The following is a 25,735-nucleotide window of genomic DNA, read 5'->3' on the forward strand; positions in this document are numbered from 1 at the left end:
AGGAACCACCCATGCGTACCCTGATCAGCACCGCCTTCGTCTCGCTCGACGGCGTCGTCGAGGCCCCCGGCGGCGAACCCGGCTACCGGAACTCCGGATGGACCTTCAAGGACGTCGAGTTCGTCCCCGAGGCCTACGAGATCAAGGGACAGGAGCAGGAGGAGGCCACCGCGATGCTGCTGGGCCGGGTCAGCTACCAGGCGTTCAGCCCGGTCTGGCCGGACATGCCGGAGTTCGCCCGCTACAAGACGCTGCCGAAGTACGTCGTCTCCACCACCCTCACCGAGGACGACCTGGTGTCGAACTGGGGCGAGACCACCATCCTGCGCTCGGTCGACCAGGTCGCGGCCCTCAAGGAGACCGAGGGCGGGCCGATCATCCTGCACGGCAGCGCCGCCCTGAACCACAGCCTCTCGGACGCCGGCCTGATCGACCGCTACCACCTGCTCGTCTACCCGCTGCTGCTCGGCGCGGGCAAGCGCCTGTTCAGCGCCACGGACAAGGACGCCCAGAAGCTGGAGCTGGTCGAGCACCAGGTCTACGGCAACGGCCTGCAGAAGCAGATCTTCGACGTCGTGCGCTGACCGGCGTTCCCGGCGTGCGTTCCCGGCGCCCGGGCCTGTTGCGGACCGCTGGGGACACGGATACTCGACCCATGGGACTCCTCGTCTTCGTCACCCTGCCCGGGCTGGTGGTGCTGCTCACCGTGCTGGCCCTGGTCGACCAGTTGCTGCTGCGCGCCGGACGGGCCGGGCTGCTGCCCTGGCGGACCCCGGCGCGACAGGGCCAGATCTCCGCCACCGGCTTCGAGCAGCTGCACGCCAGCTTCTCGGCGGGCAAGCAGCACGAGCTCAAGGAGCGGCAGTCCTCGCTGCTGCAGCGCGACGACGACGAGAACGGCGCACCGCGCAACCCCACCGGGGTGGACCTCGCCCGGGGCACGGCCCGGTGATCCGGCGGGGCTGACCGGGCAGGAGGGCTGACGTCCCGTCACGCTTGAACCGGTCGGTCTTAAACCGGTGGACAGGCTCCCGGCCGTCACCAGACTGATCCCATGACGGCGAACGACGACAAGAACGACCTGCGGATCTACGTCCAGGACGCCCGCGACGCCCTGCTGTGGAAGCTGGACGGCCTCTCCGAGTACGACCTCCGGCGACCGCTCACACCCACCGGCACCAACCTCCTGGGGCTGGTCAAGCACGTCACCGGGGCCGAGGCGCTGTACCTCGGCGAGACCTTCGGGCGCCCCTTCCCCGAACCGACCCCGCTGTGGATCGTCGGCACCGACGAGCCGAACGGCGACCTGTGGGCCCGGGCCGAGGAGAGCACCGAGGAGGTCCTCGGGCGCTACCGCCGGGTCTGGGCGCACTCGGACGCCACCATCGAGGCACTGCCGCTGGACGCCGTCGGCCGGCTCCCGTTCGGCGACCGCCCGCAGCAGACCCTGCACCGGGTACTCGTCCACCTGATCGCCGAGACCCACCGGCACGCCGGCCACGCCGACCTGGTCCGCGAACTCATCGACGGCGCCACCGGCCAGCGGTCCGACGGCGCCAACACGGCCCCCGGCGACGCCTCGTGGTGGCGGGCCCACCACGACCGGGTGGAGCAGGCGGCCCGACGGGCCGGCGGACTCGCTTGAGCCCGGGGGCGGGAGTGGGAGCGGGGACAGGGATGGGGGCGGGGACGGGGGCGGGGGCGGACACGGGGCGGGCGTCAGGACGTCCGTACGGTGCGCGCAGTGCGGGGGCGCCGCCGTCCGGAGCATCGGGCAGTTCCTGCACCAGGGGCGGGAGTTGTGGTGGGACGCCGAGCTGCACTGCCCGTCCTGCGGCCCGCACCTGTGCGAGCACGCGGGCCCGGAGGCGATGCCGACGGACGTCCGGGCGGCGCTGCTGGCCGCCCACGGTCCGGCCCGACTGCGGCTCTCCGGTCCGCCCGACGATCCGCCCGGCGATCCGCTCGGGGATCCGCTCGGGGATCCGGTGGCGGCCCTGCGGGTGCTGCGGGACGGGGCCGGGGTCACGCTCCACGAGGCTCACGAACTGCTCGACGAACTACGGGAGTTCGGGCTGAGTGGGACGGCCGTCGAGATGGCGTGGTGGCAGGTGCAGCTGGCTGAGCGGGGTGTCGCGGCGGAGGTCGAGGAGGGCTTCGGGCGGGCGTACCGCTATGTGGGGCCGCCGGAGTTGTACCCGTCGGGGCCGCGGTCGGCGGAGTTGCGGCCAGCGGGGATGCAGCCGTCGGAATTGCGGCCGTAGGCCCCCGGGAATCCGGGCGGCCGACCCGTACGCGCCGAGGGCGAGTTCGCCGCCTGGACGGGCGGGCGGTGCGGCATCGTCCGGGAGGGGCACCACGTCTGCGTCTTCTGCGACGCGGACCTGCCGGAGCGGTGGAACGTGGACGAGGTGGTGCACCCGTAGGCACCGGCACGAAGGGGTGGGTGCGGACTCGCAGCTTCGAGGGGGCGGACCCGGGGGCCGGCTGCCGGCCGGGGAAACCGCCGTGGCGCTGTCGGGTCGGCCCGCTAGGGTCGGGTGGAACAGGGGGCGGAACGGGGAAGGGCGGGGCACGTGGAGTGTGTGCGGGTGGCCGGGGTGCCGGGTGGCGTGGTGCACGAGGGGAGCCGGGAGTTCCTGGTGCGGGAGGGGCTGCCGGCGGCCGGGGCGTTCCTGGACTTCCGGGTGCTCGGCGGCGGCTCGCTGAAGGCCTTCCCGACCGCCGGCGCGGAGCGGCTCTTCATCCTCGGGGAGACGGACTACTGCACCCCCTTCGCCCCCGTCGGCGACCTGGTGCTGCTGGACGGGACCACCGGCGAGGTGCTCCTCGGCAACGGCGGCCCCCGACGGGACCTGCTGGCCTCCGACCTGCCCGCACTGGCCGCGCTGGTACGGGAGGTGGAGGCCGTGGGCGAAGCGGCCCGGCGCCCGGAGGCGCTGGACGGACGGCGCGGGCCCGCGGTGGTGGCCGAGGTGACGGCCGGTGCCGAGCGGCGGATGCGGGAGATCGATCCCGGGCTGTTCGGGCGCGACGCCACGCCCGCGCACTGGGGTACGGCCCTGCTGGTCCGCGCACTGGGCTGGGGCGCGCTGCCCGGCGGCCCGGGCGGCCCCGCGTACCGGGTCGGCACCGAACTGGTCGCCGAGCTCGCGGCGCTGACCGACGAGGACGGCGGGGCGGGCCGGGTGCACCGGTTCCGGCCGGAGTCGCTGCCCGCCGCGCTCACCCACGAGCCGACCCGCCGACTGCTGACCGAGGTCGGCCTGCCGCTCGGCGGCGCGATGTTCGGGGTGTGCGAGGAGCCGCTGGTCACCATGGCGGAGGCGTACCCCGAGTACTTCGACGGCGAGGAGGAACGCCCGTACCAGCGGGACTACCTCGCGCTCGGGGACTGGCCGTCCGACCTCACCATCGCCCTGGACGGCGCCACCGGGCGGCTGGAACTGCCCGACTGGTACGACGACGGGCAGCCCGAGGCCTACCTCAACCGCGACCTGACCGCCCTGCTCTACGCCCTGTGGACGTACGAGCGGCTGCGCGCCGAGTGGGAGCGCTGGGAGCACGGCCGGGAACGCGGCGGCGAGCATGGCCGCGAGCACGGTGGCGAGCACGGCCGGGGTCGGGACACCTGGGCGGTGTTCGACCCGCAGTCGCTGCTGAGCACCGTGGTGGACCGGCTGGTCGAGGGCGTCGACCCGGAGGCCTTCGCCTCGCCCGGGCGGTCCTGGCGGCTGCTCGCGGAGGACGGGCACCTGGGCGGGCTGCTCGGCTGAACGCCGGGGGACGCTCCTCCCTCGGCCGGCGCCGCCGCGCCGGTACGCTGCCCCGGTGACGAACATCCGTACGGCGGCCGGGCGAAGACGGGTGGTGCTCCTCGGCATCGGCGCCGGCCTCTCCCTCACCTCGGCGGGCGCGCTGTACGCCCTGCTGTACGTGCGGTCGCTGGACTACGGGGAGCGCTGCGAGCGCGGCCTGGTATCGGGCGGCGGTCGGCTGCTGGAGACGGGCGCCTCCTGGCTCCCGCCGGACGCCTGGTGCCGGTTCGAGGACCGGAGCCTGTCCACCACGCCGTTCTGGGCGCTGCTGCTGTTCTACGCGTTGCTGACCGTGGTGGTCTGGTCGGTCATCGCGCTGGTGCACACCGTCCGTCCGCGTCCGGACCCGGGGCTGGACTGGCAGCCGAGGCACGGTACCGGGCCGGGCTGGTAGGCGCGCAGGTGGTTGTGGCGGCGGCGCCGGTGGGGGCGGTGCCGGTGGGGGCGGTGCGGGTGGGGGCGGTGCGGGTGGCGGCCGTACCGGTGGCGGTGCTGGTGGCCGTGCTCACCGGTGCTGCGGGCGGTCGGCGGCGGGTGCGCAGCGGGGACAGGTAGACCGGCAGGAAGGCCGTCGCGAGGACGGCCCCGCCGAGCCAGAGCGTGGTGCGCAGGCCGAGGAGTTCGCCGAGCAGCCCGGAGAGCGCGGAGCCGATCGCGAGCGCGCCGAAGAGCAGGAAACGGAAAGTGGCGTTCATCCGGCCGAGCAGGTGGTCCGAGGTCATCCGCTGACGCAGGCTCACCCCGAGCACGTTGTCCATGCCGGTCTTGAGCGAGACCAGTAGCCAGCCCGCCCCGGCCAGGAACAGCCACGGCCCGCCGACGATCATCGGCACCAGCAGTCCGGCGGGCGCCAGGCACAGACCCGCCAGGGCGAGGGTGCGACCGTCACCGAACCGGGCCGAGACCGGGCGGGCGCAGCGCGAACCGAGCAGGATGCCGACCCCGCCGACCGCCCAGAACAGGCCCAACGCCCAGGCCGGGAGGTTCAGTTCACGGACGAACAGCACCGGAAGCAGGGTGTTGACCAGTTGCGAGCCGAGGTTGTTGAGGGAGGCGGTGGCGGCCAGGGCCCGCAGCTCCGGGTTGCCGAGGACGTGCCTCAGGCCCTCGGCGATCTGCGCGCCGAGGCCGGGGACGGGGACGGGGACGACGGGGCGGGTGGCGGTGTCGGGGTGGGCGGCCGTGGGGACGTCATCGGCGGGGATGTCGGCGGCGGGGACGTCATCGGCGGGGGTGCGGCGCAGCGCGGTGAGGCGCAGGGCGGAGCCGAGGTGGCTGAGCGCGGTCACCGCGATCGCCAGTGGCGCGGTGAGCAACTGGACCAGCATCCCGCCCGCACCGCGTCCGGCGACGTTGCCGACCGCCATCAGCCCGACCACAGCGGAGTTCGCGTCCACCAGATGCTCCCGGCCGACCAGCCCGGGTAGCACGCTCTGCGAGCCGACGTCGAAGAAGACCGTGGCACCGCCGGTGAGCAGCGCGACCGCGTACAGCTGCCCGAGGGTGAACCCGCCGAGCCACCAGGCCAGCGGGACGGAGGCGTAGAGCGCGGCCTTCACCAGGTCGGCCACGATCAGGACGCGGCGGTGGTGCATCCGGTCGACCCAGGCGCCGGCGGGCAGCCCGATCAGCAGGAAGGCGAGGGTGCTCAGGGTGGCGAGCAGACCGGCCTGACCGGGGCCCGCGCCGAGGGCCTCGACGGCGACCAGGGGGACGGCGACGTAGCCGACGTTGGTGCCGAGTTGGGTGAGAGCGGTGGCGGTGAAGAGGGTGCGGAAGTCGGGGATCCGACAGAGGGAGTCGGGGCGCATGGTCCGTTCAGTCACGTGCGAGGTCCGGGAGGACGGGGGCGGGGTCCGGGAGGACGGGGGCGGGGGCGGAGGCCGGGGCGGGGGCGGGCTTCGGCCGGTGCTTCACGAGGAACACCCCGGCCAGGACGACGGCCATCCCGGCCACCGCCCGTGCGGTCAGCTGCTCACCGAGGAACAGGGCGCCGAGCGCGGTGGACACGACCGGCAGCAGGTAGCCGACGGTGGCGGCACCGGTCGGGCCCTCGGTGGCGATCAGGCGGTAGTTGAGGTGGAAGGTCAGCCCGGTGCAGGCGATGCCGAGGACGGTGACGGCGGCCAGGCCGAGCGGATCGGCGCCGGCGAGCGGGTTCAGCGGGCCGACCGTGGGCAGGGCGATCGCGCTCAGCCCGGCGGCGGCGGAGAGCTGGGCGGCGGAGAGGGCGAGCGGGGCGGTGTCCGTCCCGGCGAATGCCCGGGCCATGTAGGCGAAAGCGATGGCGTAACTCGCCGCCGCGCCGAGCAGGGTGAGCGCCCCGGGGATGCTGATGCCCCCGCCGGCGCCGCCGCCGATCCCGTCACCGATTCCGCCGCCGTCGCGCCACGGGGCGAGGATCAGCAGCACGCCGGCGAAGCCGAGCAGCAGACCGACCAGGCGCAGTGGGCCCCGGGCCCGCTCGGTCCCGAAGGCGAAGCCGATCAGCAGCGACCAGAGCGGGGTGGTCGCGTGCAGCACCCCGGCCAGGCCGGAGCCGACGCTGCGTTCGCCGTAGGCAGTCAGCAGGAACGGCAGGGCGTTGCAGAAGAACGCGGCCACGGCGAGCCGCCGCCAGAGCGCGCCGCCGCGTGGCAGACGTTGCCCGGCGGAGCGGGCGAGCAACAGCAGGACGGCGGCGCCGAGGGCGGCGCGCAGCACGGTGATCTGCACCGGGGTGAGCCCGTGCTGCAGCGCGATCCTGATCCAGAGGAAGCCTGAGCCCCAGAGCAGGGCGAGGACGGCCATCCGCAGCACGGTCCAGCTCCTTGTCGATGGTGGTGTCGGTCGGGTTTCGGGGTGCCCGATGACGGTCGCGCGCGGTGATCACTTAGCACAAGCGAAAAGTTCTGAACCACCTTTAAGCTGCGCTGCATGATTGCCTCACTCGACGTCCGCCGGATGCAGGTGCTGCGCGCCGTGGTCGACCACGGCTCGGTGAGCGCGGCCGCCGGCGCACTCGGCTACACCCCGTCCGCCGTCAGCCAGCAGGTGGCGACGCTGGAGCGGGAGACCGGGACGGCGCTGCTGGAACGGATCGGGCGCGGCGTGCGACCGACCGCCGCCGGACTGCTGCTCGCCGGGCACGCGGCAGCCATCGACCGGCAGGTCGCCGAGGCGGGCGCGGCACTGGCCGACCTGCGGGCCGGACGGACCGGCTGCCTGACCGTCCGGTACTTCACCACGGCCGGTTCCGCCCTGGTGGCACCCGCGTTGGCCGTCTTCCGCCGCGAGTACCCGGGCGTTCGGCTCGACCTGGGCCTGACCGACCCCGTCGACCCGCTCATCGAGGTGCGGGACGGCCGGGCCGACCTCGCGGTGGTGTTCCGGGCCGAGGACGCCCCGACCGGGCTGCGGTTGGTGCACTTGCAGGACGATCCGTACCGCGCCGTACTGCCCCGGGGCCACCGGCTGGCCGGGCGGCGCGTGCTGGACCTGTCCGAGCTGGCGGAGGAGCCCTGGGTCGGCGCCGAGCCGCCCGGCCCCTGTCGGAGCCTGGTGGAGGACGCCTGCGACGCGGCCGGATTCCGTCCGGCACTCGCGGTGGACGGCGCGGACTACGTCACCGCGCAGGGCTTCGTCGCGGCGGGGCTGGGAGTGTCGCTGCTTCCGGAACTGGGCCTGACGCAGCGCCACCCGGGCGTCACGGTCTGCCGGGTGCGCGGCCCGGAGCCGGTACGGACCCTGCACGCCGCCGTACGGGAGGGTGCCTGGGGGCAGCCGGTGCTCGGGGCGCTGGTGGCAGCACTCCGATCGGTGGCAGCTCCCGCGTCGGCGGTGCGGACGGTGTAGGTGGCGGGGGGTGGGTTGTCGGCGGAGTGGGCGACGGAGGCGGTGCGGGCGATCACCGCCCGCGCGGCGCAGGCGGTGATCGCGCGCGCGGCGCACGCGGTGATCGGGCTGCAGCGGTCGGACTTGAAGTTGCCGCAGCGGCAGCTCCTACGGTCGTGACCGGGGCCGGAGGAACCGGCCCCGGTCCGAGCGGACGTGCACGGTGACGGAACGGGGCGACAGCCCCGCAGGAGAGGAGACGGCGATGGCCTGGCCGATCGCGGAAGTCGCCCGGATGTCGGGCGTGACGGCCCGCACCTTGCGGCACTACGCCGAGATCGGGCTGCTGCCCCCGGCCTGGATCGGCTCCAACGGCCACCGCTACTACGAGGAGCGGCAGTTGCTGAAGCTGCAGCAGATCCTCGTGCTGCGGGCACTGGGCGTGGGGCTGACCGAGATCTCCCGGATCGTCGGCGCCCAGGTCGACGAACTGGAGGCCCTGCGGGGCCACCACCGCCGACTGGTCGCCGAGCGCGACCGGCTCGACACCCTGGCCGCCACCGTCTCGCGCACGATCGCCGACCTGGAACGCTCCCGGAAGGACGGCACACCCATGACCAGCATCAACCGGCCCGAGAACCTGTTCGACGGCATCCAGCCCGCCGACATCGAGAGCAGCCTGCGGGACTTCCCCGAGCACATCGAGGCCACCCGGCTCGCGACCGCCGGGATGACCCCGGCGGAGATCGAAGCCGGCCAGCGCGAGCGGACCGCGCGGATGGTCCGCCTGGCGGAACTGATGGCCGCCGGCCACCCGGCCGAGGGCGAGCGCACGCAGCAGATGGTCGCTGAGGACTACCGAGTGCTCATCGGTCTGCGGACCGGTGTTCCGCTGGACGAGTACCTCGCCCTCGCCCGCTCGTGCACGGAGAACGAGCAGTGGAGCGCCGCGTACGAGGCCATCGCTCCCGGGCTGGCCGCCTACCAGCGCGCCGCCATGGAGGCGTACGCGGCGGCTCGGCTCTCCTGAGCCGAGGCACCGGGCTCGGACCGGCGGCCCGACCCCGCCCGGTGGGGCGGGGGCGGCTCGGCGGAGCCGCCCCCATCGGGCAGTCCGCACAGCAGTCCGCACGGCAGCCCCCGCCCCCCGGTGGCCGTCCCGGTCCGGGTCGGCCACCCCGGTCCTGGTCGGCCACCCCGCCGGAAGTCGCCCCGGGGGCGCCCCGGCGTCACTCCGTCCGCAGGGCCGTGACCGTCCGGGTGCGGGCGGCCCAGGTCGCGGGCAGGAGGGCGCCGAGCAGGGCCAACGCCACCCCGCCGCATATCAGCGGCCCCACCACCGACGGGGCGAACACCGTGAGGTCCGCGTCCGGCACCCCGATGCCGGCGGCGCGGGCCATCGCCGGCATCACCAGGTGGTGCACCCCGATCCCGATCGGGACCCCGATCAGCCCGGCCACCAGCCCGCTGCCGCAGACGGAGGTGAGCACCATGCCGACGGTCTGCCGGGGCGACATCCCGAGGGCCTTGAACACCCCCAGGTCGTGCACCCGTTCCCGGGTGTCCAGCAGCACGGTGTTGAGCACCCCGAGCCCCGCGACCACCGCGAGCAGCAGGGTGAGCGTGCCCGCCAGGGTGTTCATCGCCAGCACCACGATGTTGAGGCGGCCCTCACCGGGGTCGGCGCTCAGCCCCATCGGCTTCACCACTGCGTCCAGTCCGTCGGCGTAGGACGGCGCGTCGGTGCCCGAGGTGAGGTCGATGTGGAAGGAGACCGCTTCGGCGTGGATCGCGCCGCCGAGTGGCTCCAGCGAGGCGCGGTCCGCGAACACCACGTCCTGGGTGGTCATGACCTCCCCGGTGATCTTCGCCGGGGTGGTGCGCCCGTGGTCGGTGAGGGTGACGGTGTCACCGACCTTCTTCTGGTTGGCCCGCAGGAAGGCGGCGCTGACCACCGTCTCGCCGGGGCCGTGGAACCAGTGGCCCGTGACCAGTTGGAAGCCGCTCCAGGAGGCGTCGCCGGTGAAGGCGACCAGTTCGTAGCGATCGGTGGCCCCGGCCACCGTGGCCACGGCGGGCACGCTGCTGTACCAGGCCCTGGTCCCGGGACGGGATTCGATCGCCTTCACCACGGCTGCCTCGTCCACGTGGTCGACCGGGGCGGAGCCGTCGACCGGGACCTGGACCAGGACCTTGCCCGCGCTGTCCGCCGCCAGGCCGTCCTGGATCGATCCCAGGGAGAGCGTCAGCCCGACGCAGAGGGTGACCCCGGCCGTGCCGAGCACCACCGCGGCGGCGGTGGTCGCCGAGCGGCCCGGCCGGTTCAGCGGGGACGCCAGCCCGAGGCTGAGCGCTCGCGGCCCCGGAAGCCGGCCGATCAGGTCCTGCGCCGCGGACAGAAGGCCCGCCGGACCGGCCCGACCCGTCGTGCCCCTGGCCGCCGCCCGCTTGGTGCCGGGCGCCGTCCGGCCGACCGCGAGCGCCTCGACCGTGCGCAGCCGTCCGGCCCTCAGCGCCGGCACCAGCGCGGTGCCGACCACTGCGGCCAGGGCCGCGCCCGCGACCACCACGTCCACCCAGACCGGGATGCCGAGCAGACCGCCGCGCAGGGCCTTGCGGGCCACTCCCAGCACCGGTACGGACAGCAGGTTTCCCCCGAGCACGCCGAGTGCGGTGCCGACCCCGGCGGGGATCAGCGCCTGGCCGACGTAGGCGCGCGCCACCTGGGCCGGGGTGAAGCCCAGGGCCTTGAGGATGCCGATCCGCCGGGTGGCGGCGCTCACGGCGCCGCTGACCACCACGCCGATGATCAGCACCGACATGGCCAGGCCGAGCACTCCGAAGGCCGTGACGAACGGGACGAAGGTCGACGCCGTCCGGTTGGCCTCCTCCCGGGCGGGCCGGTAGGTGGTCGCCTTGGTGAGCGCACCGCTCGGCACCGCGGCGGCGATCGCCGCGTGGTCGGCGTCCACCTCGGCGTCACTGCCCGCGTGGGCGAAGCGGTAGAGGTACTGGGCGGCGGGCGTCGTGCCGGGCGCCGTCAGCCCCGCCACCTGCTCGGGGGCGACCCAGCCGTCCGCGCTCCAGGAGACCGAGTCGGCCAGGCCGACGACCTTGAGCGTCGGGCGCCCGGGCAGGTCGGGGAACTGCGCGGTGTCGCCCACCGACAGCGGGGAGCGCCCGTTCAGGAACACCACCTCGCCGGGGCCCGCGATCCAGCGGCCCCTGGTGACCCGCAGGTCGTCCATCGGGCCGTCCTGGGCCCGGCCGACCAGCGTCATCGGCGGCAGCAGGCTGCCGGCCGGCGGGATCCTGCTGTCCTGGCCGGCCCGCGGCTGGAGGGTGACCGCCGGGTAGGGGCCGGCCGAGGCCGTCACCCCGGGCACGTGCGCGGCCGCGGCGAGTTGGGCGGGGCTCGCCTTCGTCGGGTCGTACAGCACGTTGAGGTGGGCGCCGTGCTGGTCGGCGAAGGCGCGCTCGTACGGGCCCTGGGCGGCGACCACCAGCCCGAGGGCGAGGATGCACGCCGTCACGGACATCATCGTGGTGAGCACCATGACCAGGGTCTGCACCCGCTTGCGGCCCACCCCCGCCCGGACCACCTTGCCCATCACACTCATGCGCCCACCCCGCTCCGGTCGCCGGGGAGCGACGCGGCGGCCGTGTCCCTGACCAGGCGGCCGTCGAGCAGCTCGATCGTCCGGTCGGCGCAGGCCTCGGCGAGCGCGGTGTCATGGGTGACCAGCAGGATCGTCTGGCCCTCGGCGTTGAGCCCGCGGAGCAGCTCGCGGACGTCGGCGGCGGAGGCGGTGTCCAGCGCCCCGGTCGGCTCGTCGGCCAGCAGCAGCGGCGGACGGTTCATCAGCGCCCGGGCCACCGCGACGCGCTGGCGCTCGCCGCCGGAGAGCCGGCCCGGGAAGGCCTTGGCGTGCCGGGCCACCCCGAGCCGCTCCAGCAGCTCCCCCGCCCGGGCCCGGGCCGCCTCCCGCCGCATCCCGGCGAGTTGGGCCGGGAGCAGCACGTTGTCCTCGACGTTCAGGTCGTCCAGCAGGTTGAAGAACTGGAACACCATGCCGATCCTGGTCCGCCGGTACTCGGCGAGCGCGGCCTCGCCGAGTTCGTGGACGGCCACGCCGTCCACCTCGACGCCGCCCTCGCTCGGACGGTCGAGGCCGGCGACCAGGTTCAGCAGGGTGGACTTGCCGCTGCCCGAGCGGCCGAGCACGGCCACCGCCTCGCCGGCCCGCACCTCGAGGTCGAGCCCGGCCAGGGCGGGACGGGCTGCGTCGGATCGCTCGTACGTCTTGCTGACGCCGCGGATCCTGATGATCGGCGCGTTCACGGGCCCTCCACGGTTCGGGGTCCGGCTCCGGGAGGCCCGGGACCGGCTGACGGAACATCACGCTACGAAGCCGCGACCGGGCCCGGACAGCCGTCTGGGCGGCCTCCTGGGGGTGTATCCAGATACACCCCGAACTGGGTGTTCAGGCCTAGAGCGCCGGACGATCACGCCGGGCAGACTGACTCCGCGGAAGATCGGGACGGACGCCCACCGAGGGCTCCGGAACACAGACTTCGGGCCCCGCGGGGCCCGGGACGGAAAGGGGGCCGACATGGGGGTGGGAGTGATCACCGGGGTGGCTCGACGGCTGGGCCGGGCCTGCGCGGACGGTGTGCGCGCCTGGTACGTGGCGACGATGGCCGTGACGGGGCTGATCTCGCTGCTGGCCGGGCCGATCGTGCTGGGTTCCGCGCTGTTCGGCCCGGACGAGTCCGGGCACTTCGGGCCGGGCGGGCCGCTGATCCTGACGGTGCCACTGGGGCCGGTCGCCCTCTGGGCGCTCTGCTGGGCCACCGGCGGCTCCGGCCGGGCGGTGGGGGCCGTGCTGTTCGCCCCGGGCGCGCTCGCGGTGACGGCGACCCACCTGTACGGCGGCGCCGCGCCCGGCGGCCGGTCCGTCTCGCTCTGGCTGGCACCGTCGCTGCTGGTGCTCGGGCTGTTCGGCGCGCGCTGGATCGCCACCGAGAGCCGACGCGTCGTCGAGCGGTGGAGCGGGCGGCCGGTCCCGGCGCCGTACCACCGCCCGGTCGGCGACGCCGGCGCCTGGCAACGGCTGCGGGCCGGCGGCTGGTTGGCCGACCCGGCGACCTGGCGGGACCTCGCCTGGACGCTCCTCACCGGATCCGCCGTACTGCTGACGGCCGCGGTCGTGGTGCTGACACCGCTCGCGATGGAGGTCTTCGGCCGGAACGGGCTGCTGTTCCCGCTGATGATCGTCTACGGCATGGGCCTCTGGGTGGCCCCGTTCGCCCTCCTGTGGGCCGCACCGCCCGTCCTGAGGGTGCACGAGAGGGCGGCCAGGTCCCTGCTCGGGCCCTCCCGGCAGACCGAACTCGCCCGCCAGGTCAGCCATCTGGCGCGCACCAGGGCGGACACCATCGACGCCGGGGCGGCCGAGCTGCGCCGGATCGAGCGGGACCTCCACGACGGGGCGCAGGCCCGGCTGGTGGCGCTGGGCATGCTGCTGACCGTCGCCGAGCAGGTGAAGCACGACCCGGACGCCCTCGGGCCGCTGCTCGCCGAGGCGCGGACGTCCTCGGTCAAGGCGCTCAGCGAGCTACGGGACTTGGTCCGGGGCATCCATCCCCCGGTCCTGGCCGACCGAGGCCTGGCCGACGCGGTGGAGGCCACCGCGCTGGACCTGCCCCTTCCGGTCACCTTCACCGGCGGGCTGCCCGGCCGGGCGCCGGCCCCGGTGGAGTCGGCCGCCTACTTCGCAGTGAGCGAACTGCTGGCCAACGCGGTGAAACACGCCGGGGCCTCGCACTTGTGGATCGAGATAGGGCACAGTGACGGGCTGCTGCGGATATCGGTCACCGACGACGGGCGCGGAGGCGCGGACCCGTCCCAGGGCACCGGCCTCAGTGGAACCGAACGCCGACTGGCCGCCTTCGACGGGGTACTCGCGATCAGCAGTCCGTCCGGCGGACCGACCATCGTGAACCTGGAGATCCCGTGCGCGTTGTCATCGCCGAAGACCTCTTCCTCCTCCGGGACGGGCTGACCCGGTTGCTGGAGGCCAACGGCATGAAGGTCACCGCGGCGGTCGAGAACGGCGAGCAGCTGCTCGCCGCGATCGCCGCCGACCGGCCCGACATCGCCGTGGTCGACGTGCGGCTGCCGCCGAGCTTCACGGACGAAGGGCTGCGCGCGGCACTCGCGGCCCGGCAGGCCCACCCGGGACTCCCCGTACTGGTGCTCTCACAGTTCGTGGAGCAGCTCTACGCCCGTGAGCTGCTGGCCGGCAGCTCCGGCGGGATCGGCTACCTGCTCAAGGACCGCGTGCTGGACGGTGCCCAGTTCCTCGACGCTGTCCGCCGGGTCTCCCAGGGCGGTACGGCCATGGACCCGGAGGTGATCACCCGACTGCTCACCCACAACTCCTCGGCCGGCCCGGTCTCCACCCTCTCCCCGCGCGAGCGGCAGGTGCTGGCGCTGATGGCCGAGGGCCGCTCCAACGCGGCGATCGCCCAGCAGCTGGTGATCACCGAGCGGGCGGTCGCCAAGCACACCGCGTCGATCTTCGTCCGTCTCGACCTCCAGCCCTCCGACGACGACAACCGCCGGGTCCTGGCCGTCCTGGCCTACCTCAACAACTCCTGAGGGCCTCGACGTCCCCGGAAGGAGACGTCCCCGGAAGGACTGGAGCACGAGGGAGGAGGCAAGGACGGGAGGCAGCGGGACCAAGCAGGCAGGAAGGGAAGCAACTGTGATTGATTGAGCACGGACAAGTGAGGGGTGCCCCTCCGCGCCAGGGGGCTCGCCCTCCACCGAACGGGTCATCTACCCTGGTGAGGTGCTCATCCTTGTTCGCCGCCGCCACGTGGACCTGCTCCGCGTGACGACCATGTCCTGTCGACGCTCCGGCTGAACCTCGCGCCACCCACCCTCACGGCAGCCCCGACGCGGCCGCCACCACCTCCCGGCTACCCGGAGCACCCGCCGCACCAGGCGCGGCTCCGGCCTTCCCTGGTCGACCACCGGGACCAGCCGGGACGAGACCAGCGGATGTCACACATGACGCAGCAGTACACGCCCATATCCGGTACCGGCTCCACCCCGGAGGCGCACCCCGAGGCCCTCCCGGTGATCGACCTCTCGCTCGCCGACGGCAGCCCCGAGGACCGCCGCCGCCTGCACGACGAGCTCCGCGCCGCCGCCACCGGCGTCGGCTTCTTCCAGCTCGTCGGCCACGGCATCACCCCGGAGGAGACGGCCGCGCTCACCGGAGCCATGCGCGCCTTCTTCGCCCTCCCCGAGGCCGACCGGCTCTCCGTGAGCAACCTCAACTCCCCCCACTACCGCGGCTACACCCGCACCGGCGACGAGCGCACCGGCGGCAGCCAGGACTGGCGCGACCAGCTGGACATCGGCGCCGAGCTGCCCCCGCACACCCCCGGAAGCGGCGAGCCCCCGTACTGGTGGCTGGAGGGCCCCAACCAGTGGCCGGCCGCGCTGCCTGAGCTGCGCACCGCCGCGCTCGGCTGGATCGACCACCTCGGCGCGGTCGCCCGCCGCCTGCTGCACGAGCTCCTCGCCTCGATCGGCGCCCGCCCCGACTTCTACGACGACGCCTTCGCGGGCCACCCCCACCTGCGGCTCAAACTGGTCCGCTACCCGGGCACCGCACCGGACGGCGCCGGCCAAGGCGTCGGCGCCCACAAGGACTACGGGTTCATTACCCTGCTCCTGCAGGACACCGTCGGCGGCCTCCAGGTGGAGCGCCCGGACGGCACCTTCCTGAACGTCCCGCCGCTCGACGGCGCCTTCGTGGTCAACCTCGGCGAGCTGCTGGAGGTGGCCACCGACGGCTACCTCAAGGCGACCAGCCACCGCGTGGTCAGCCCGGCCGGAGCCCGCGAGCGCTACTCCGTCCCCTTCTTCTACAACCCCCGCCTCGACGCCCACGTCGAGCCGCTCGACTTCCCCCTCGCCCACCACGCCCCCGGCGCCACCGAGGACCCGGCCAACCCCCTCTTCGCCGACTTCGGCTTCAACGAGTGGAAGGGCTACACCCGGGCCCACCCCGAGGTCACCCGCCGCCACCACGCCGCCCTCGCCTGACCCGCCACCTGCGAGGGACCCACCGCCTGCGAGGACCCACCTCCCGCGCGGGACCCACAGGCGACCCGAAACCGGCGCCCGCCCCGACACCGGGGCCGGCGCCGGTTCGCCGTCTCCGGGTCGCGACTCCCGGACCGCCGTCCCCGGACCGCCGTCCCCGTTTCGCCGTCCCCGGGCCGCCCACCCCGTCCGATGGACCTGATCGCACCGCACTGTCACACTGCAGCTGTCACAGCAGGAGTGTGCCAGCGCGGGAGGCAGCAGATGGGGGAGCACGGCGCCGGGGTGGGCGAGGTGCGGCTGACGGTGGACGAGTTGGCGGCGCGGGCCGGGGTGACGGTGCGGACGGTGCGGTTCTACGGGACGAAGGGGCTGCTCCCGCCGCCGGAACTGGGCCCGCGGCGGGTGGGGCTGTACGGGGCCGCGCACCTGGACCGGCTGGGGCTGATCGAGGAGTTGCAGCGGCAGGGGCTGACCCTGGCCGCGATCGAGCGCTACCTGGCCCGGCTGCCGGAGGACAGCACCCCGCTGGGCCTGGCCATCCACCGGGCGCTGGTGGCGTCCTGGACGCCGGAGACCGCCGAGGAGGTGGGCCGCGCCCAGTTGGAGCGGCGGGCCGGTCGGGGGTTGTCGGAGGAGCAGGTGGAACGCCTGGTCGCGATGGGGGCGCTGGAGCGCACCGCCGACCCGGAGGTGTTCCGGACGGATCCGGGCCTGCTGCCGCTGGGCGTGCGGATCCTGGACGTGCCGATCCCGCTGGAGACGCTGCTGGCCGCCCGGGCGGTGGTGGTGGAGCACAGCCGGGCGACCGCGCGGGAGTTGCAGCGGCTGTTCCGGGAGACGGTCTGGAAGCCGTACCGGGAGAGCGAGCCGGATCCGGCGGAGCTGGCCCGGATGAAGGAGCTGACCGACCACATCCAGCCGATGGTGGCGCAGGCGCTGGTCACCGCGTTCCAACGCTTCCTGCGCGAGGAGTTGGGCGACGAGCTGGGCGAGGAGCCGATCGAGAAGTCGGGCGAGGAGTCGGGCGGGGAAACCGGCAACTAGCAGGAGCCGGGTGGGGCCGTGCCCTCGCGCGCACGCCCCCACCCGGCCCACCCACCCTGCCCCGGGCAGTCAGTGAGGATCAGTCGGTGACGATCAGTCGGTGACGATCAGTCGGTGAAGGTCCGCCCCTCCGCCGCGATCCGCTCCAGCAGGGCCGGCGGCGCGAACCGCTCGCCGTAGGCGGCGGCGAGCTCGCGGGCGCGGGCCGCGAAGCCGGCCGGGCCGCCCGGGTAGCCGTTGATGTACTGGAAGACGCCGCCCGTCCAGGCCGGGAAGCCGATGCCCAGGATGGAGCCCACGTTGGCGTCGGGGACCGAGGTGAGCACGCCCTCCTCCAGGCAGCGCACCGAGTCGATCGCCTCGCTGAACAGCATCCGCTCCTTGAGGTCCTCGAACGGGACCTCCGCGGGGTCGACCGGTCCGGCGCCACCGGCGAAGTGCTCCAGCAGCCCCGGCCAGAGCCGGCCACGCTTGCCGTCCGCGCCGTACTCGTAGAAGCCCGCGCCGCCGCTGCGCCCGGGGCGGCCGAACTCGTCGACCATCCGGTCCACCACCGCGTCCGCCGGGTGCGGGGTCCAGGTGCCGCCGGCGGCCTCGACCGCGCGCCGGTACTCGTCGCGGATCTTGCGCGGCAGGGTGAGGGTGAGCTCGTCCATCAGGGAGAGCACCTTGGCGGGGTAGCCGGCCTGGGCGGCGGCCTGCTCGACGGAGGCCGGGTGGATGCCCTCGCCGACCATGGCGACGCCCTCGTTGAGGAACTGGCCGATCACCCGCGAGGTGAAGAAGCCCCGGGAGTCGTTGACCACGATCGGGGTCCTGTCGATCTGCCGGACCAGGTCGAAGGCGCGGGCGAGCGCCTCGTCGCCGGTCTGCGGGCCCCGGATGATCTCGACCAGGCGCATCTTGTCGACCGGCGAGAAGAAGTGCAGGCCGATGAAGTCGCCGGTGCGCCGGACGCCTTCGGCGAGCACACCGATCGGCAGGGTGGAGGTGTTGGAGCAGAGCAGCGCGTCGGGGGCGACCACGCCCTCGATCTCCTGGAACACCTTGTGCTTGAGCTCGGTGTTCTCGAAGACGGCCTCGATCACCGCGTCGCAGCCGGCCAGGTCGGCGGCGGTGCCGGTGGGGGTGATCCGGGCCAGCAGCTCGTCGCGCTTCGCCTCGGTGGAGCGGCCGCGGGCGATCGCCTTGTTCAGCAGGCCCTCGGAGTAGGCCTTTCCGCGCTCGGCGGCCTCGGTGCTGACGTCCTTGAGCACGACCTCGATGCCGGCCTTGGCGCAGGCGTAGGCGATGCCGGCGCCCATCATCCCGGCGCCGAGCACCGCGACCTTGCGGACCAGCTGCTTCTCGACGTCCTTGGGCCGCCCCGCGCCGGAGTTGACCGCCTGCATGTCGAAGAACAGTGCCTGGATCATGTTCTTGCTGGTCTGCCCGCAGGCCAGCTCGGTGAAGTAGCGGGCCTCGATCACCATCGCGGTGTCGACGTCGACCTGGCTGCTCTCCACCGCGGTGGCCAGCACGTTGCGCGGGGCCGGGTAGGGCGCGCCGTTGAGCTGCTTGCGCAGGTTGGCCGGGAAGGCGGGCAGGTTGGCGGCGAAGGCGGGGGTCGCGGGGGTGCCGCCGGGAATCTTGTAGCCCTTGACGTCCCAGGGCTGGACGGCGGTCGGGTTGGCCTCGATCCACGCCTTCGCCCGGGCCGTCAACTCCTCCGGGGTGTCGACCAGTTCGTGCACCAGTCCGTGCTCCAGCGCCTGCGCCGGGCGGTACTGGCGGCCCTGCAGCAGGAACTTCAGCAGGGCGTCGGTGATGCCGAACAGCCGCACCGTGCGGACCACGCCGCCGCCGCCCGGGAGCAGGCCGAGGGTGACCTCGGGCAGGCCGATCCGGCTGGCGGGGGTGTCCAGCGCGATCCGGTGGTGGCAGGCGAGGGCGATCTCCAGACCGCCGCCGAGGGCGCTGCCGTTGACGGCGGCGACGACCGGCTTGCCGAGGGTCTCCAGCTTGCGCAGCGAGCGCTTGATCCGCATGGACTTCTCGAAGACGGCCTCGGCGTCCTCGGGGCGGGCGGCGGACAGCATCCGCAGGTCTCCCCCGGCGAAGAAGGTCTTCTTGCCGGAGGTGACCACCACGCCGCGCAACGCGTCGCCGAGGCCGGCCAGCCGTTCGACGGTGGCCTCGAAGTCGGCCGTGAAGGCCTCGTTCATGGTGTTGACGGACTGGGTGGGGTCGTCGAGGACGAGGGTGACCACGCCGTCCCGGTCCTGCTCCCAGCGGATGGTGGTGGTGTCGCTCATGGGTTCAAGGTCTCCAGGTCTACCGGGGGGAGAGGGGGATCAGACGCGCTCGACGATGGTGGCGACGCCCATGCCGCCGCCCACGCACAGGGTGATCAGGCCGTAGCGCAGGTCGCGCCGCTCCAGCTCGTCGACGACGGTGCCGAGCAGCATCGCGCCGGTCGCGCCGAGCGGGTGGCCGAGCGCGATCGCGCCGCCGTTGACGTTCACCTGGTCCGGCCGGAAGCCGAGTTCGCCGATGAAGCGCAGGGCGACCGCCGCGAAGGCCTCGTTGATCTCGACCAGGTCGATGTCGGCGGCGGTGAGCCCGGCCTTGGCGAGGGCCTTGCGGGTGGCCGGGGCGGGGCCGGTCAGCATGATGGTCGGCTCGGAGCCGGACACCGCCGCGGAGACGATCCGGGCGCGCGGGCGCAGCCCGTACCGCTCGCCGACCTCGCGGTTGCCGATCGCGACGAGGGCGGCGCCGTCCACGATGCCGGAGGAGTTGCCCGCGTGGTGGACGTGGTCGATGGCCTCCACCCAGTGGTACTTCTGCAGGGCGACGGCGTCGAAGCCGCCGGCCTCGCCGATCGCGGCGAAGGAGGGCTTGAGGCCGGCCAGGGTCTCGACGGTGGTGCCGGGGCGGATGAACTCGTCGCGCTCCAGCACGACCAGGCCGTTGCGGTCGCGCACCGGGACCACCGAGCGGTCGAACAGGCCGTCCGCCTGCGCCTTGGCGGCGCGCGCCTGGGACTCGGCGGCGAAGGCGTCCACGTCGGTGCGGGAGAAGCCCCCGATGGTGGCGATGAGGTCGGCGCCGATGCCCTGCGGGGCGAAGTTGGTCTCGTACGAGGTCATCGGGTCGGCGAACCAGGCGCCGCCGTCCGAGGCCATCTTGACCCGGGACATCGACTCCACGCCGCCGGCCAGGATCAGGTCCTCCCAGCCCGAACGGACCTTGGCGGCGGCCAGGTTGACGGCTTCCAGGCCCGAGGCGCAGAAGCGGTTCTCCTGGACGCCGGCCACCGTGTCGGGCAGGCCGGCCGCGATGGCGGCGATCCGGGCGATGTCGGAGCCCTGGTCGCCGATCGGGCTGACCACGCCGAGCACGATGTCGTCGATCGCCGCCGGGTCCAGCTCGGGGTAGCGGCGGCGGATCTCGTGGATCAGGCCGACGACCAGGTCGATCGGCTTGGTGCCGTGCAGCGAGCCGGTGGCCTTGCCGCGGCCGCGCGGGGTGCGGATCGCGTCGTAGACGTACGCTTCGGTGGTCACGATGGGGATGCCTTTCGGGGCGGGGCCGGGCGGAGCGGGGTGGGCGGGGCGGAGCGGGGTCGGCCGGACGGAACGGGGTTGGCCGGGCGGAACGGGGTTGGCCGGGCGGAGCGGGGTCGGCGGAGGGGTCAGCCGAGGATGGAGCGGCCGACGATCTCCTTCATGATCTCGGTGGTGCCGCCGTAGATCGTCTGGATGCGGCCGTCGGTGAACGCCCGGGCGACCGGGAACTCGCTCATGTACCCGTAGCCGCCGTGGAGTTGGAGGCAGCGGTCGGCCGTGCGCTTCTGCAGTTCGGTGGCCCACCACTTGGCCATCGAGGCGTCCGCCGGGGTGAGCGCGTAGCGGTTGTGCTCGGTGATGCAGCGGTCGACGAAGGTCCGGGTGATCGCGCACTCGGTGGCCAGTTCGGCGATCTCGAAGCGCACGTGCTGGAGCTTGGCCAGCGGCCGTCCGAAGGCCTCGCGCTGCTTGACGTAGTCGGTGGTGATCTCGACCAGGTACTCGGCACCGGCGATCGCCGCGGCGGCGATGGTGAGCCGCTCCTGGGCGAGGTTCTGCATCAGGTGGACGAAGCCGCCGTTGAGCTCGCCGAGCAGGTTCTCCTTCGGCACCCGGACGTCCTCGAAGAACAACTCGGCGGTGTCCTGGGCCTTCTGGCCGATCTTGTCGAGGTTGCGGCCGCGCTCGAACCCGGGCGTCCCGCGCTCGACCACCAGCAGGCTCAGCCCGTGCGCACCGCCCTCCGGCGTGGTCCGGGCGACCACGACGACCAGGTCGGCCAGGATGCCGTTGGAGATGAAGGTCTTGGCGCCGTTCAGCACGAAGTGGTCGCCCCGGTCCACCGCCTGGGTGCGGATGCCCTGGAGGTCGGAACCGGTGCCGGGCTCGGTCATCGCGATCGCGGTGATCAGCTCACCGCTGCAGAAGCCGGGCAGCCAGCGCCGCTTCTGCTCCTCGGTGGCGAGCGAGGTGAGGTACGGGCCGATGATGTCGTTGTGCAACCCGATCGCCAGCCCCGACGCACCGGCCCGGGCGAACTCCTCGGCCACCACGGCGGCGTAGCGGAAGTCGGGCGAACCGCCGCCACCGAACTCCTCGGGCACCGCGATGCCCAGCAGGCCCTGCCGGCCCGCCGCCAGCCAGACCGAGCGGTCGACGATGCCCGCCTTCTCCCAGCGGTCGTAGTGCGGCAGCACCTCCTTGGCGAGGAAGGCCTTCACGGTGGCCCGGAAGTCCTCGTGCTGCTCGGTGAAGATCTCGCGCTGCAACGCTACTCCCCTTGTTCGGTCGCGGAGTTGAGAGGTTCGGTGGTGGCGGCCGGCGGGTGGAGCGCCGGCAGGCCCCAGTCCCGGGCCACCTCCGCGGTGTCCGCGCCCGGGCGGGTCGGCGGGCGGCGCAGCGCCCCGGGGGTGGCGGAGAACCGCGGGGCGGGGGCGGGCTGGGTGACGCCATCCGCCTCGACGTACGTACCGCGCGCCAACAGGTGTTCCTCGGCAGCGGCCTGACGCATCGTCAGCACCGGCTCCACGCAGGCGTCGGAGCCCGCGAAGACGGCCTCCCACTCGGCCCTGGTCCGGGTGGCGAAGCGGGCGGCGATCAGGGCCCGCAGTTCGGGCCAGCGGGCGAGGTCGTACTGGCCGGGCGCGTCCGGGCCCAGCTCCAGCAGGCGGGCGAACTCCGCGTAGAACCGGGGCTCCAGGGCGCCCACCGCGAGGTGCCCGCCGTCGGCGGCCCGGTAGAACGCGTAGAACGGGGCGCCGCCGTCCAGCAGGTTGACGCCCCGGCGGTCCTGCCAGTGACCGGCCGCGAGCAGGCCCCAGAGCATGCTGCCCAGGTGCGCCGCGCCGTCCACGATCGCGGCGTCCACCACCTGCCCGGCGCCGGTGACTCGGGCATGGTGCAGCCCGGCGAGCAGGCCGACCACCAGGTAGAGCGAGCCGCCCGCGTAGTCGCCGAGCAGGTTCGCCGGGATCCCGGGCGGCGCCTCGGCCCCGCCCTCCGCGGCGACCAGCCCGAGCACCCCGGCCACCGCCGCGTACCCGAGGTCGTGCCCGGCGGTGGCGGCCCGCGGACCGTGCTGGCCCCACCCGGTCATCCGCCCGTACACCAGGGCCGGATTGCGCGCCAGGCACACCTCGGGGCCCACCCCGAGCCGCTCCGCCACCCCCGGCCGGTAGCCCTCGATCAGCAGGTCGGCCCGCTCGACCAGGTCCAGCACCAGGCCGGGCCCCTCCGGCGACTTGAGGTCCACCAGCACCGACCGCTTGTTCCGGTTGGTCAGGTCGTACGCCGGGTCCGTCCCGAGCGGCGAGGGCTCCGGGCGGTCCACCCGCACCACGTCCGCCCCGAGGTCACCCAGCAGCATGGCCGCGAACGGCCCCGGCCCGATCCCGGCGAGTTCGACCACCCGCACCCCTGCCAACGGGCCGGAGCCGGCGGCCGTACTGGTTGTGTCACGCACTGGCTGCAGACCCTCCGGGGTTTGACAGTAAAGCTGTAACACTCGCGATGATAGGGAAGCGACCGGCCGGTAACAAGCCCTCGGCCCCGCGGCCGCGTCGCCGGACACCCGCCAACTCCCCCCTGACGAAACCTTGATGGAGCCGATCACAGCCAGTGCAACCGGCGGCACGGAGGGTGCGTCGGTGTACTGACGGAGCCGACCTGTACGGTCGTCATGCCGAAGGGGGTGTGCGAACCCCCGCCGACCAGGGGAGGAACACGCAGACATGGGCAGCCCGTACTTCACCACCGGGCCGGTCGCCCCGGCCACGGACCCGATGCCGAGCACGACGGCCAAGAAGTCGCCGTACGCGAACCCGGCGGCCCCGGGCGACGGCGGCAACACCGTGCCCCCTTTCCCGCTGATCCCCCCGGGCAAGCCGACCACCCAACTGGACACCCCGTACGAGCTCACCGCCTCGGCCGGACTGGCCCGCCAGATCGCCACCGACCTCGACGGCGCCAACAGCAAGGCCGGGCCCGGCGCGCACAGCCTCACCGAGTACGCGAGCACCGCCTCGACCAAGATCCGCGGCTTCTCCTTCGGCGGCGCCCTCACCGGCAGCACCGAACGGTGGCTGCAGCAGTGCAAGACCTTGCACGACAAGGTCACCGGTGCCGCCAACAGCCTCGACCGGACCCGCGAGTACTACCACGGCAACGAGATCACCACCGTCGCCGACCTCCGCGCGGCCCGCTAGAAAGACAGGGGGAACAGAGAGATGGTGTCCTTCAAGGAACTTCACGAGGCCGAGTTCTCCGCGGTCTCCGACGCCGCCGAGGCGTGGGCCGGGGTCGCCAAGGCCCTCACCGCCCTCGACGGCCGGGTCACCAAGGACCTCACCAGCACCCCGCAGCGGGCCGGCTGGAAGGGCGCGGCCGCCGACGAGGCGACCAAGGTGATGCAGGGCATCGACGGCGACTTCAAACAGGCCTCGGCCGTCGCCACCGCCCTCGCCGCGATCATGAAGACCGCCGCCGAGGACTTCGCCGCCGCCCGCCGCGACCTCGACACGGCACTCCACGACGCCCAGACGCAGGACCTGACGGTGTCGGCGGACGGCACCGTCAGTTGGACGCTGCCGAAGGAGGCGAGGAACGATCCGGACAGTGAGGTTCTCGCACGGGACATGGCCGCCAAGTCCAAGGCCATCTCGGAGCGCCTGGCCAAGGCCGTCGAGAAGGCCACCGCCGCCGACCAGCGGGCTACGCTCCACCTCCAGAGCGACATCGGCACCAGCAACACCGCCTTCAACCCCACCCCCGGCGGCACCGGCCCGATCGCCGACGCCAAACGCGCCACCGACCTGATGTCGAAGGCCGGCAGCCTGACCGGCGACCAGCTCAAGGAACTGCAGACCCTGCTGGCCGCCAACGCGGAGAACAAGGACTTCGCCACGACGCTGCTCAGCGGGCTCAACTACGGCGGCAAGAAGGGCCCGGGCGCCTTCCTGGAGTACACCAAGATCTACGGCGACTTCGCCCACGGCAAGCACAACGCCCAGGGCTACCAGGACGTATACGGCAACCTGTCGATGCTGCTCGCCACCGCGACCCGCGACGGCGGCATGGGCAAGGACTGGGAGGCCGACCTCTTCGCAGCCGCCCGCCGCCCCAGCGCCGGGGCCGTCGGGATGAACGACAACTACCCGGCGCTCACCGCCCTCATGGCAGCGAAGGGGACGTTCGACAAGGGCTTCGTCCGCAGGGTCGGCACCGATCTGCTCGACTACGAGGCCTCTACCAAGCTCAAGGGCGACGACCTCTGGGGTCCGCAGTTCTCCTACGACCCCCGCAACGCCGACCCGCTGGCCCCGCTGCTGAGGATGATGAAGGGCGACCGGGAAACCGTCCAGGCGTTCCTCGACCCCAGCGAGAACAAGAACCTCGTCCACCTGCTCAAGGACCGTGACTGGCTCGACCAGGACCAGGAACGCAAGCTGCCCGCAGACGTCCTGGGCGACACCGCCCACAAGCTGTTCGCCGACATGCTGGAAGACTCTGCCACCAGCCACGGCCCCGACCGGAACCAGCACCCGGCCCCGCACGACCCGGTCAGCCAGCGGATCATGGACGAGACGGTCAAGACCCTCGGCGGCACCACCCCCGACGACCGGACGTCGGTGGCGGCGATCCTCCGCAAGCCGGTGGCCAGGATGCTCGCCGACTACGCCCCGGACATGTACCAGATCCTCGGCAACAGCCTGCAGACCCCGTCCGAGCCGAACGGGCTGACGGCAAAGCCGGAGCAGCTCCTGCGCATGGTCCGCGGCACCCTGGAGGACCCGGACACGTTCCAGATCATGCACAAGGCGCAGACCGAGGAGATCGCCCGCCGCCTCGACGCATTCCGGCCGGAGGACTTCAAGCCCGATGCCACGGGACGTCCGGACCACGTCCTGTCCGCCTTCTCGGAGCAGTCCGCCAAGGTTCTCGGCGGGCTCGACGCGGCGTTCGTCAACGCGGCCACCGATCACGGTGACGCTGAGAAGGCCAGCATCGACTGGCAGCAGCGGATGCTCTACCACGCGATCGGAACACCCGTGAACCTGGCGCCGGACTTCCTGATGCCGGGGGTCTCGAAGGTGATCCCGCTGGGAGACGCGGCGCAGCGCCTCGTCGACGTCGGGACCGCCGCGTGGGCCGAGCAGGCCAAGGCCCCGATCGACAGCGCCACCTCTGCGAGCGTGAGCGACCGTTACTCGGCGGGGCGCTCCGAGCTGGACGCGATGCTCGTGGGCAAGGCGAGCCAGTACGGCATAGACCCCAAGGATGCGGCCCGGGCCGGCACGGTGACGAACCATCTGCTGCTCGACGCGGGACCCTTCTACGACAACGGGATCAACACCGCGTACCACGCGGCGTTCGGCAAGGGGTGA

General features: G+C 73.4%; 22 protein-coding genes. 14 read left to right on the forward strand and 8 right to left on the reverse strand.

Annotated elements, in window-relative coordinates:
* The first annotated feature begins 11 nt into the window (after positions 1 to 11).
* The 6 genes from ACFWXO_RS12430 to ACFWXO_RS12455 all read left to right on the forward strand — a co-directional run bounded on the left by ACFWXO_RS12430 (position 12) and on the right by ACFWXO_RS12455 (position 4,212).
* A complete protein-coding gene (locus tag ACFWXO_RS12430) occupies positions 12 to 584 on the forward strand; it encodes a dihydrofolate reductase family protein (RefSeq protein WP_375891204.1) in 573 nt (190 codons plus the stop codon).
* A gap of 71 nt (positions 585 to 655) precedes the next feature.
* Complete coding sequence (locus ACFWXO_RS12435) at positions 656 to 952, forward strand: DUF6191 domain-containing protein (RefSeq protein ID WP_380523534.1); 297 nt, start codon at positions 656 to 658, stop codon at positions 950 to 952.
* 102 nt (positions 953 to 1,054) lie between these two features.
* Complete coding sequence (locus tag ACFWXO_RS12440; RefSeq protein ID WP_380523536.1) at positions 1,055 to 1,645, forward strand: DinB family protein; 591 nt, start codon at positions 1,055 to 1,057, stop codon at positions 1,643 to 1,645.
* Between the two features lie 154 nt (positions 1,646 to 1,799).
* A complete protein-coding gene (locus ACFWXO_RS12445) occupies positions 1,800 to 2,264 on the forward strand; it encodes a hypothetical protein (protein ID WP_380523538.1) in 465 nt (154 codons plus the stop codon).
* 327 nt (positions 2,265 to 2,591) lie between these two features.
* Positions 2,592 to 3,776, forward strand: coding sequence for an SUKH-4 family immunity protein (locus tag ACFWXO_RS12450; protein WP_380523540.1), 1,185 nt, complete (start codon positions 2,592 to 2,594; stop codon positions 3,774 to 3,776).
* Positions 3,777 to 3,831: 55 nt separating this feature from the next.
* Positions 3,832 to 4,212: a hypothetical protein gene (locus ACFWXO_RS12455; protein WP_375891194.1), complete on the forward strand. Its 381-nt coding sequence runs from the start codon at positions 3,832 to 3,834 to the stop codon at positions 4,210 to 4,212.
* Here the strand turns inward: ACFWXO_RS12455 and ACFWXO_RS12460 are convergent.
* Together ACFWXO_RS12460 and ACFWXO_RS12465 are read right to left on the reverse strand one after the other, a co-directional pair.
* Entirely contained in the window at positions 4,127 to 5,629 is a 1,503-nt protein-coding gene (locus ACFWXO_RS12460; RefSeq protein ID WP_380523594.1) for an MFS transporter, read from the reverse strand. The genes ACFWXO_RS12455 and ACFWXO_RS12460 overlap by 86 nt on opposite strands.
* A 7-nt stretch (positions 5,630 to 5,636) precedes the next feature.
* A complete protein-coding gene (locus tag ACFWXO_RS12465; protein WP_380523596.1) occupies positions 5,637 to 6,608 on the reverse strand; it encodes a DMT family transporter in 972 nt (323 codons plus the stop codon).
* Positions 6,609 to 6,761: 153 nt separating this feature from the next.
* Here ACFWXO_RS12465 and ACFWXO_RS12470 point away from each other — a divergent pair, with 153 nt between their 5' ends.
* Positions 6,762 to 7,652 carry a LysR family transcriptional regulator gene (locus ACFWXO_RS12470; RefSeq protein WP_380523598.1) on the forward strand — a complete coding sequence of 297 codons (891 nt, stop codon included), beginning with the start codon at positions 6,762 to 6,764 and terminating at the stop codon, positions 7,650 to 7,652.
* Positions 7,653 to 7,896: 244 nt separating this feature from the next.
* Positions 7,897 to 8,661 carry a MerR family transcriptional regulator gene (locus ACFWXO_RS12475; protein ID WP_380523543.1) on the forward strand — a complete coding sequence of 255 codons (765 nt, stop codon included), beginning with the start codon at positions 7,897 to 7,899 and terminating at the stop codon, positions 8,659 to 8,661.
* A 199-nt stretch (positions 8,662 to 8,860) separates the two neighbouring features.
* Here ACFWXO_RS12475 and ACFWXO_RS12480 read toward each other — a convergent pair whose 3' ends face one another.
* Together ACFWXO_RS12480 and ACFWXO_RS12485 are read right to left on the reverse strand one after the other, a co-directional pair.
* Positions 8,861 to 11,251 carry an FtsX-like permease family protein gene (locus tag ACFWXO_RS12480; protein ID WP_380523545.1) on the reverse strand — a complete coding sequence of 797 codons (2,391 nt, stop codon included), beginning with the start codon at positions 11,249 to 11,251 and terminating at the stop codon, positions 8,861 to 8,863.
* A complete protein-coding gene (locus tag ACFWXO_RS12485; RefSeq protein ID WP_380403129.1) occupies positions 11,248 to 11,973 on the reverse strand; it encodes an ABC transporter ATP-binding protein in 726 nt (241 codons plus the stop codon). Before ACFWXO_RS12485 ends, ACFWXO_RS12480 begins: the two co-directional genes overlap by 4 nt.
* Before the next feature lie 271 nt (positions 11,974 to 12,244).
* Here ACFWXO_RS12485 and ACFWXO_RS12490 point away from each other — a divergent pair, with 271 nt between their 5' ends.
* The 4 genes from ACFWXO_RS12490 to ACFWXO_RS12505 all read left to right on the forward strand — a co-directional run bounded on the left by ACFWXO_RS12490 (position 12,245) and on the right by ACFWXO_RS12505 (position 16,803).
* The gene (locus ACFWXO_RS12490) at positions 12,245 to 13,696 is read left to right on the forward strand and encodes a histidine kinase (protein ID WP_380523549.1); all 1,452 of its coding nucleotides are present in this window, start codon (positions 12,245 to 12,247) and stop codon (positions 13,694 to 13,696) included.
* Positions 13,648 to 14,295 (forward strand): response regulator, encoded by a 648-nt coding sequence (locus ACFWXO_RS12495; protein ID WP_375891184.1) that lies wholly within the window; start codon positions 13,648 to 13,650, stop codon positions 14,293 to 14,295. Before ACFWXO_RS12490 ends, ACFWXO_RS12495 begins: the two co-directional genes overlap by 49 nt.
* A gap of 414 nt (positions 14,296 to 14,709) precedes the next feature.
* A complete protein-coding gene (locus ACFWXO_RS12500) occupies positions 14,710 to 15,756 on the forward strand; it encodes an isopenicillin N synthase family dioxygenase (RefSeq protein WP_380523551.1) in 1,047 nt (348 codons plus the stop codon).
* Between the two features lie 264 nt (positions 15,757 to 16,020).
* On the forward strand, positions 16,021 to 16,803 hold the full coding sequence (locus ACFWXO_RS12505; RefSeq protein ID WP_380523553.1) for a MerR family transcriptional regulator: 783 nt from the start codon (positions 16,021 to 16,023) through the stop codon (positions 16,801 to 16,803).
* A gap of 107 nt (positions 16,804 to 16,910) precedes the next feature.
* On the opposite strand, the gene ACFWXO_RS12510 is transcribed toward ACFWXO_RS12505, so the two are convergent.
* From ACFWXO_RS12510 to ACFWXO_RS12525, 4 genes are all read right to left on the reverse strand, one after another.
* Entirely contained in the window at positions 16,911 to 19,097 is a 2,187-nt protein-coding gene (locus ACFWXO_RS12510; protein WP_380523555.1) for a 3-hydroxyacyl-CoA dehydrogenase NAD-binding domain-containing protein, read from the reverse strand.
* 39 nt (positions 19,098 to 19,136) lie between these two features.
* Positions 19,137 to 20,351, reverse strand: a complete 1,215-nt coding sequence (locus ACFWXO_RS12515) for an acetyl-CoA C-acetyltransferase (protein WP_375891177.1) — start codon at positions 20,349 to 20,351, stop codon at positions 19,137 to 19,139.
* 128 nt (positions 20,352 to 20,479) lie between these two features.
* Positions 20,480 to 21,622, reverse strand: a complete 1,143-nt coding sequence (locus ACFWXO_RS12520) for an acyl-CoA dehydrogenase family protein (RefSeq protein ID WP_380523558.1) — start codon at positions 21,620 to 21,622, stop codon at positions 20,480 to 20,482.
* A 2-nt stretch (positions 21,623 to 21,624) separates the two neighbouring features.
* Complete coding sequence (locus tag ACFWXO_RS12525; RefSeq protein ID WP_380523600.1) at positions 21,625 to 22,767, reverse strand: CaiB/BaiF CoA transferase family protein; 1,143 nt, start codon at positions 22,765 to 22,767, stop codon at positions 21,625 to 21,627.
* A 316-nt stretch (positions 22,768 to 23,083) separates the two neighbouring features.
* Here ACFWXO_RS12525 and ACFWXO_RS12530 point away from each other — a divergent pair, with 316 nt between their 5' ends.
* Positions 23,084 to 23,557: a hypothetical protein gene (locus ACFWXO_RS12530; protein WP_375891174.1), complete on the forward strand. Its 474-nt coding sequence runs from the start codon at positions 23,084 to 23,086 to the stop codon at positions 23,555 to 23,557.
* Positions 23,558 to 23,578: 21 nt separating this feature from the next.
* Complete coding sequence (locus ACFWXO_RS12535) at positions 23,579 to 25,735, forward strand: hypothetical protein (protein ID WP_380523561.1); 2,157 nt, start codon at positions 23,579 to 23,581, stop codon at positions 25,733 to 25,735.

It is taken from the genome of Kitasatospora sp. NPDC059088 (assembly GCF_042738155.1).
GTDB lineage: Bacteria > Actinomycetota > Actinomycetes > Streptomycetales > Streptomycetaceae > Kitasatospora.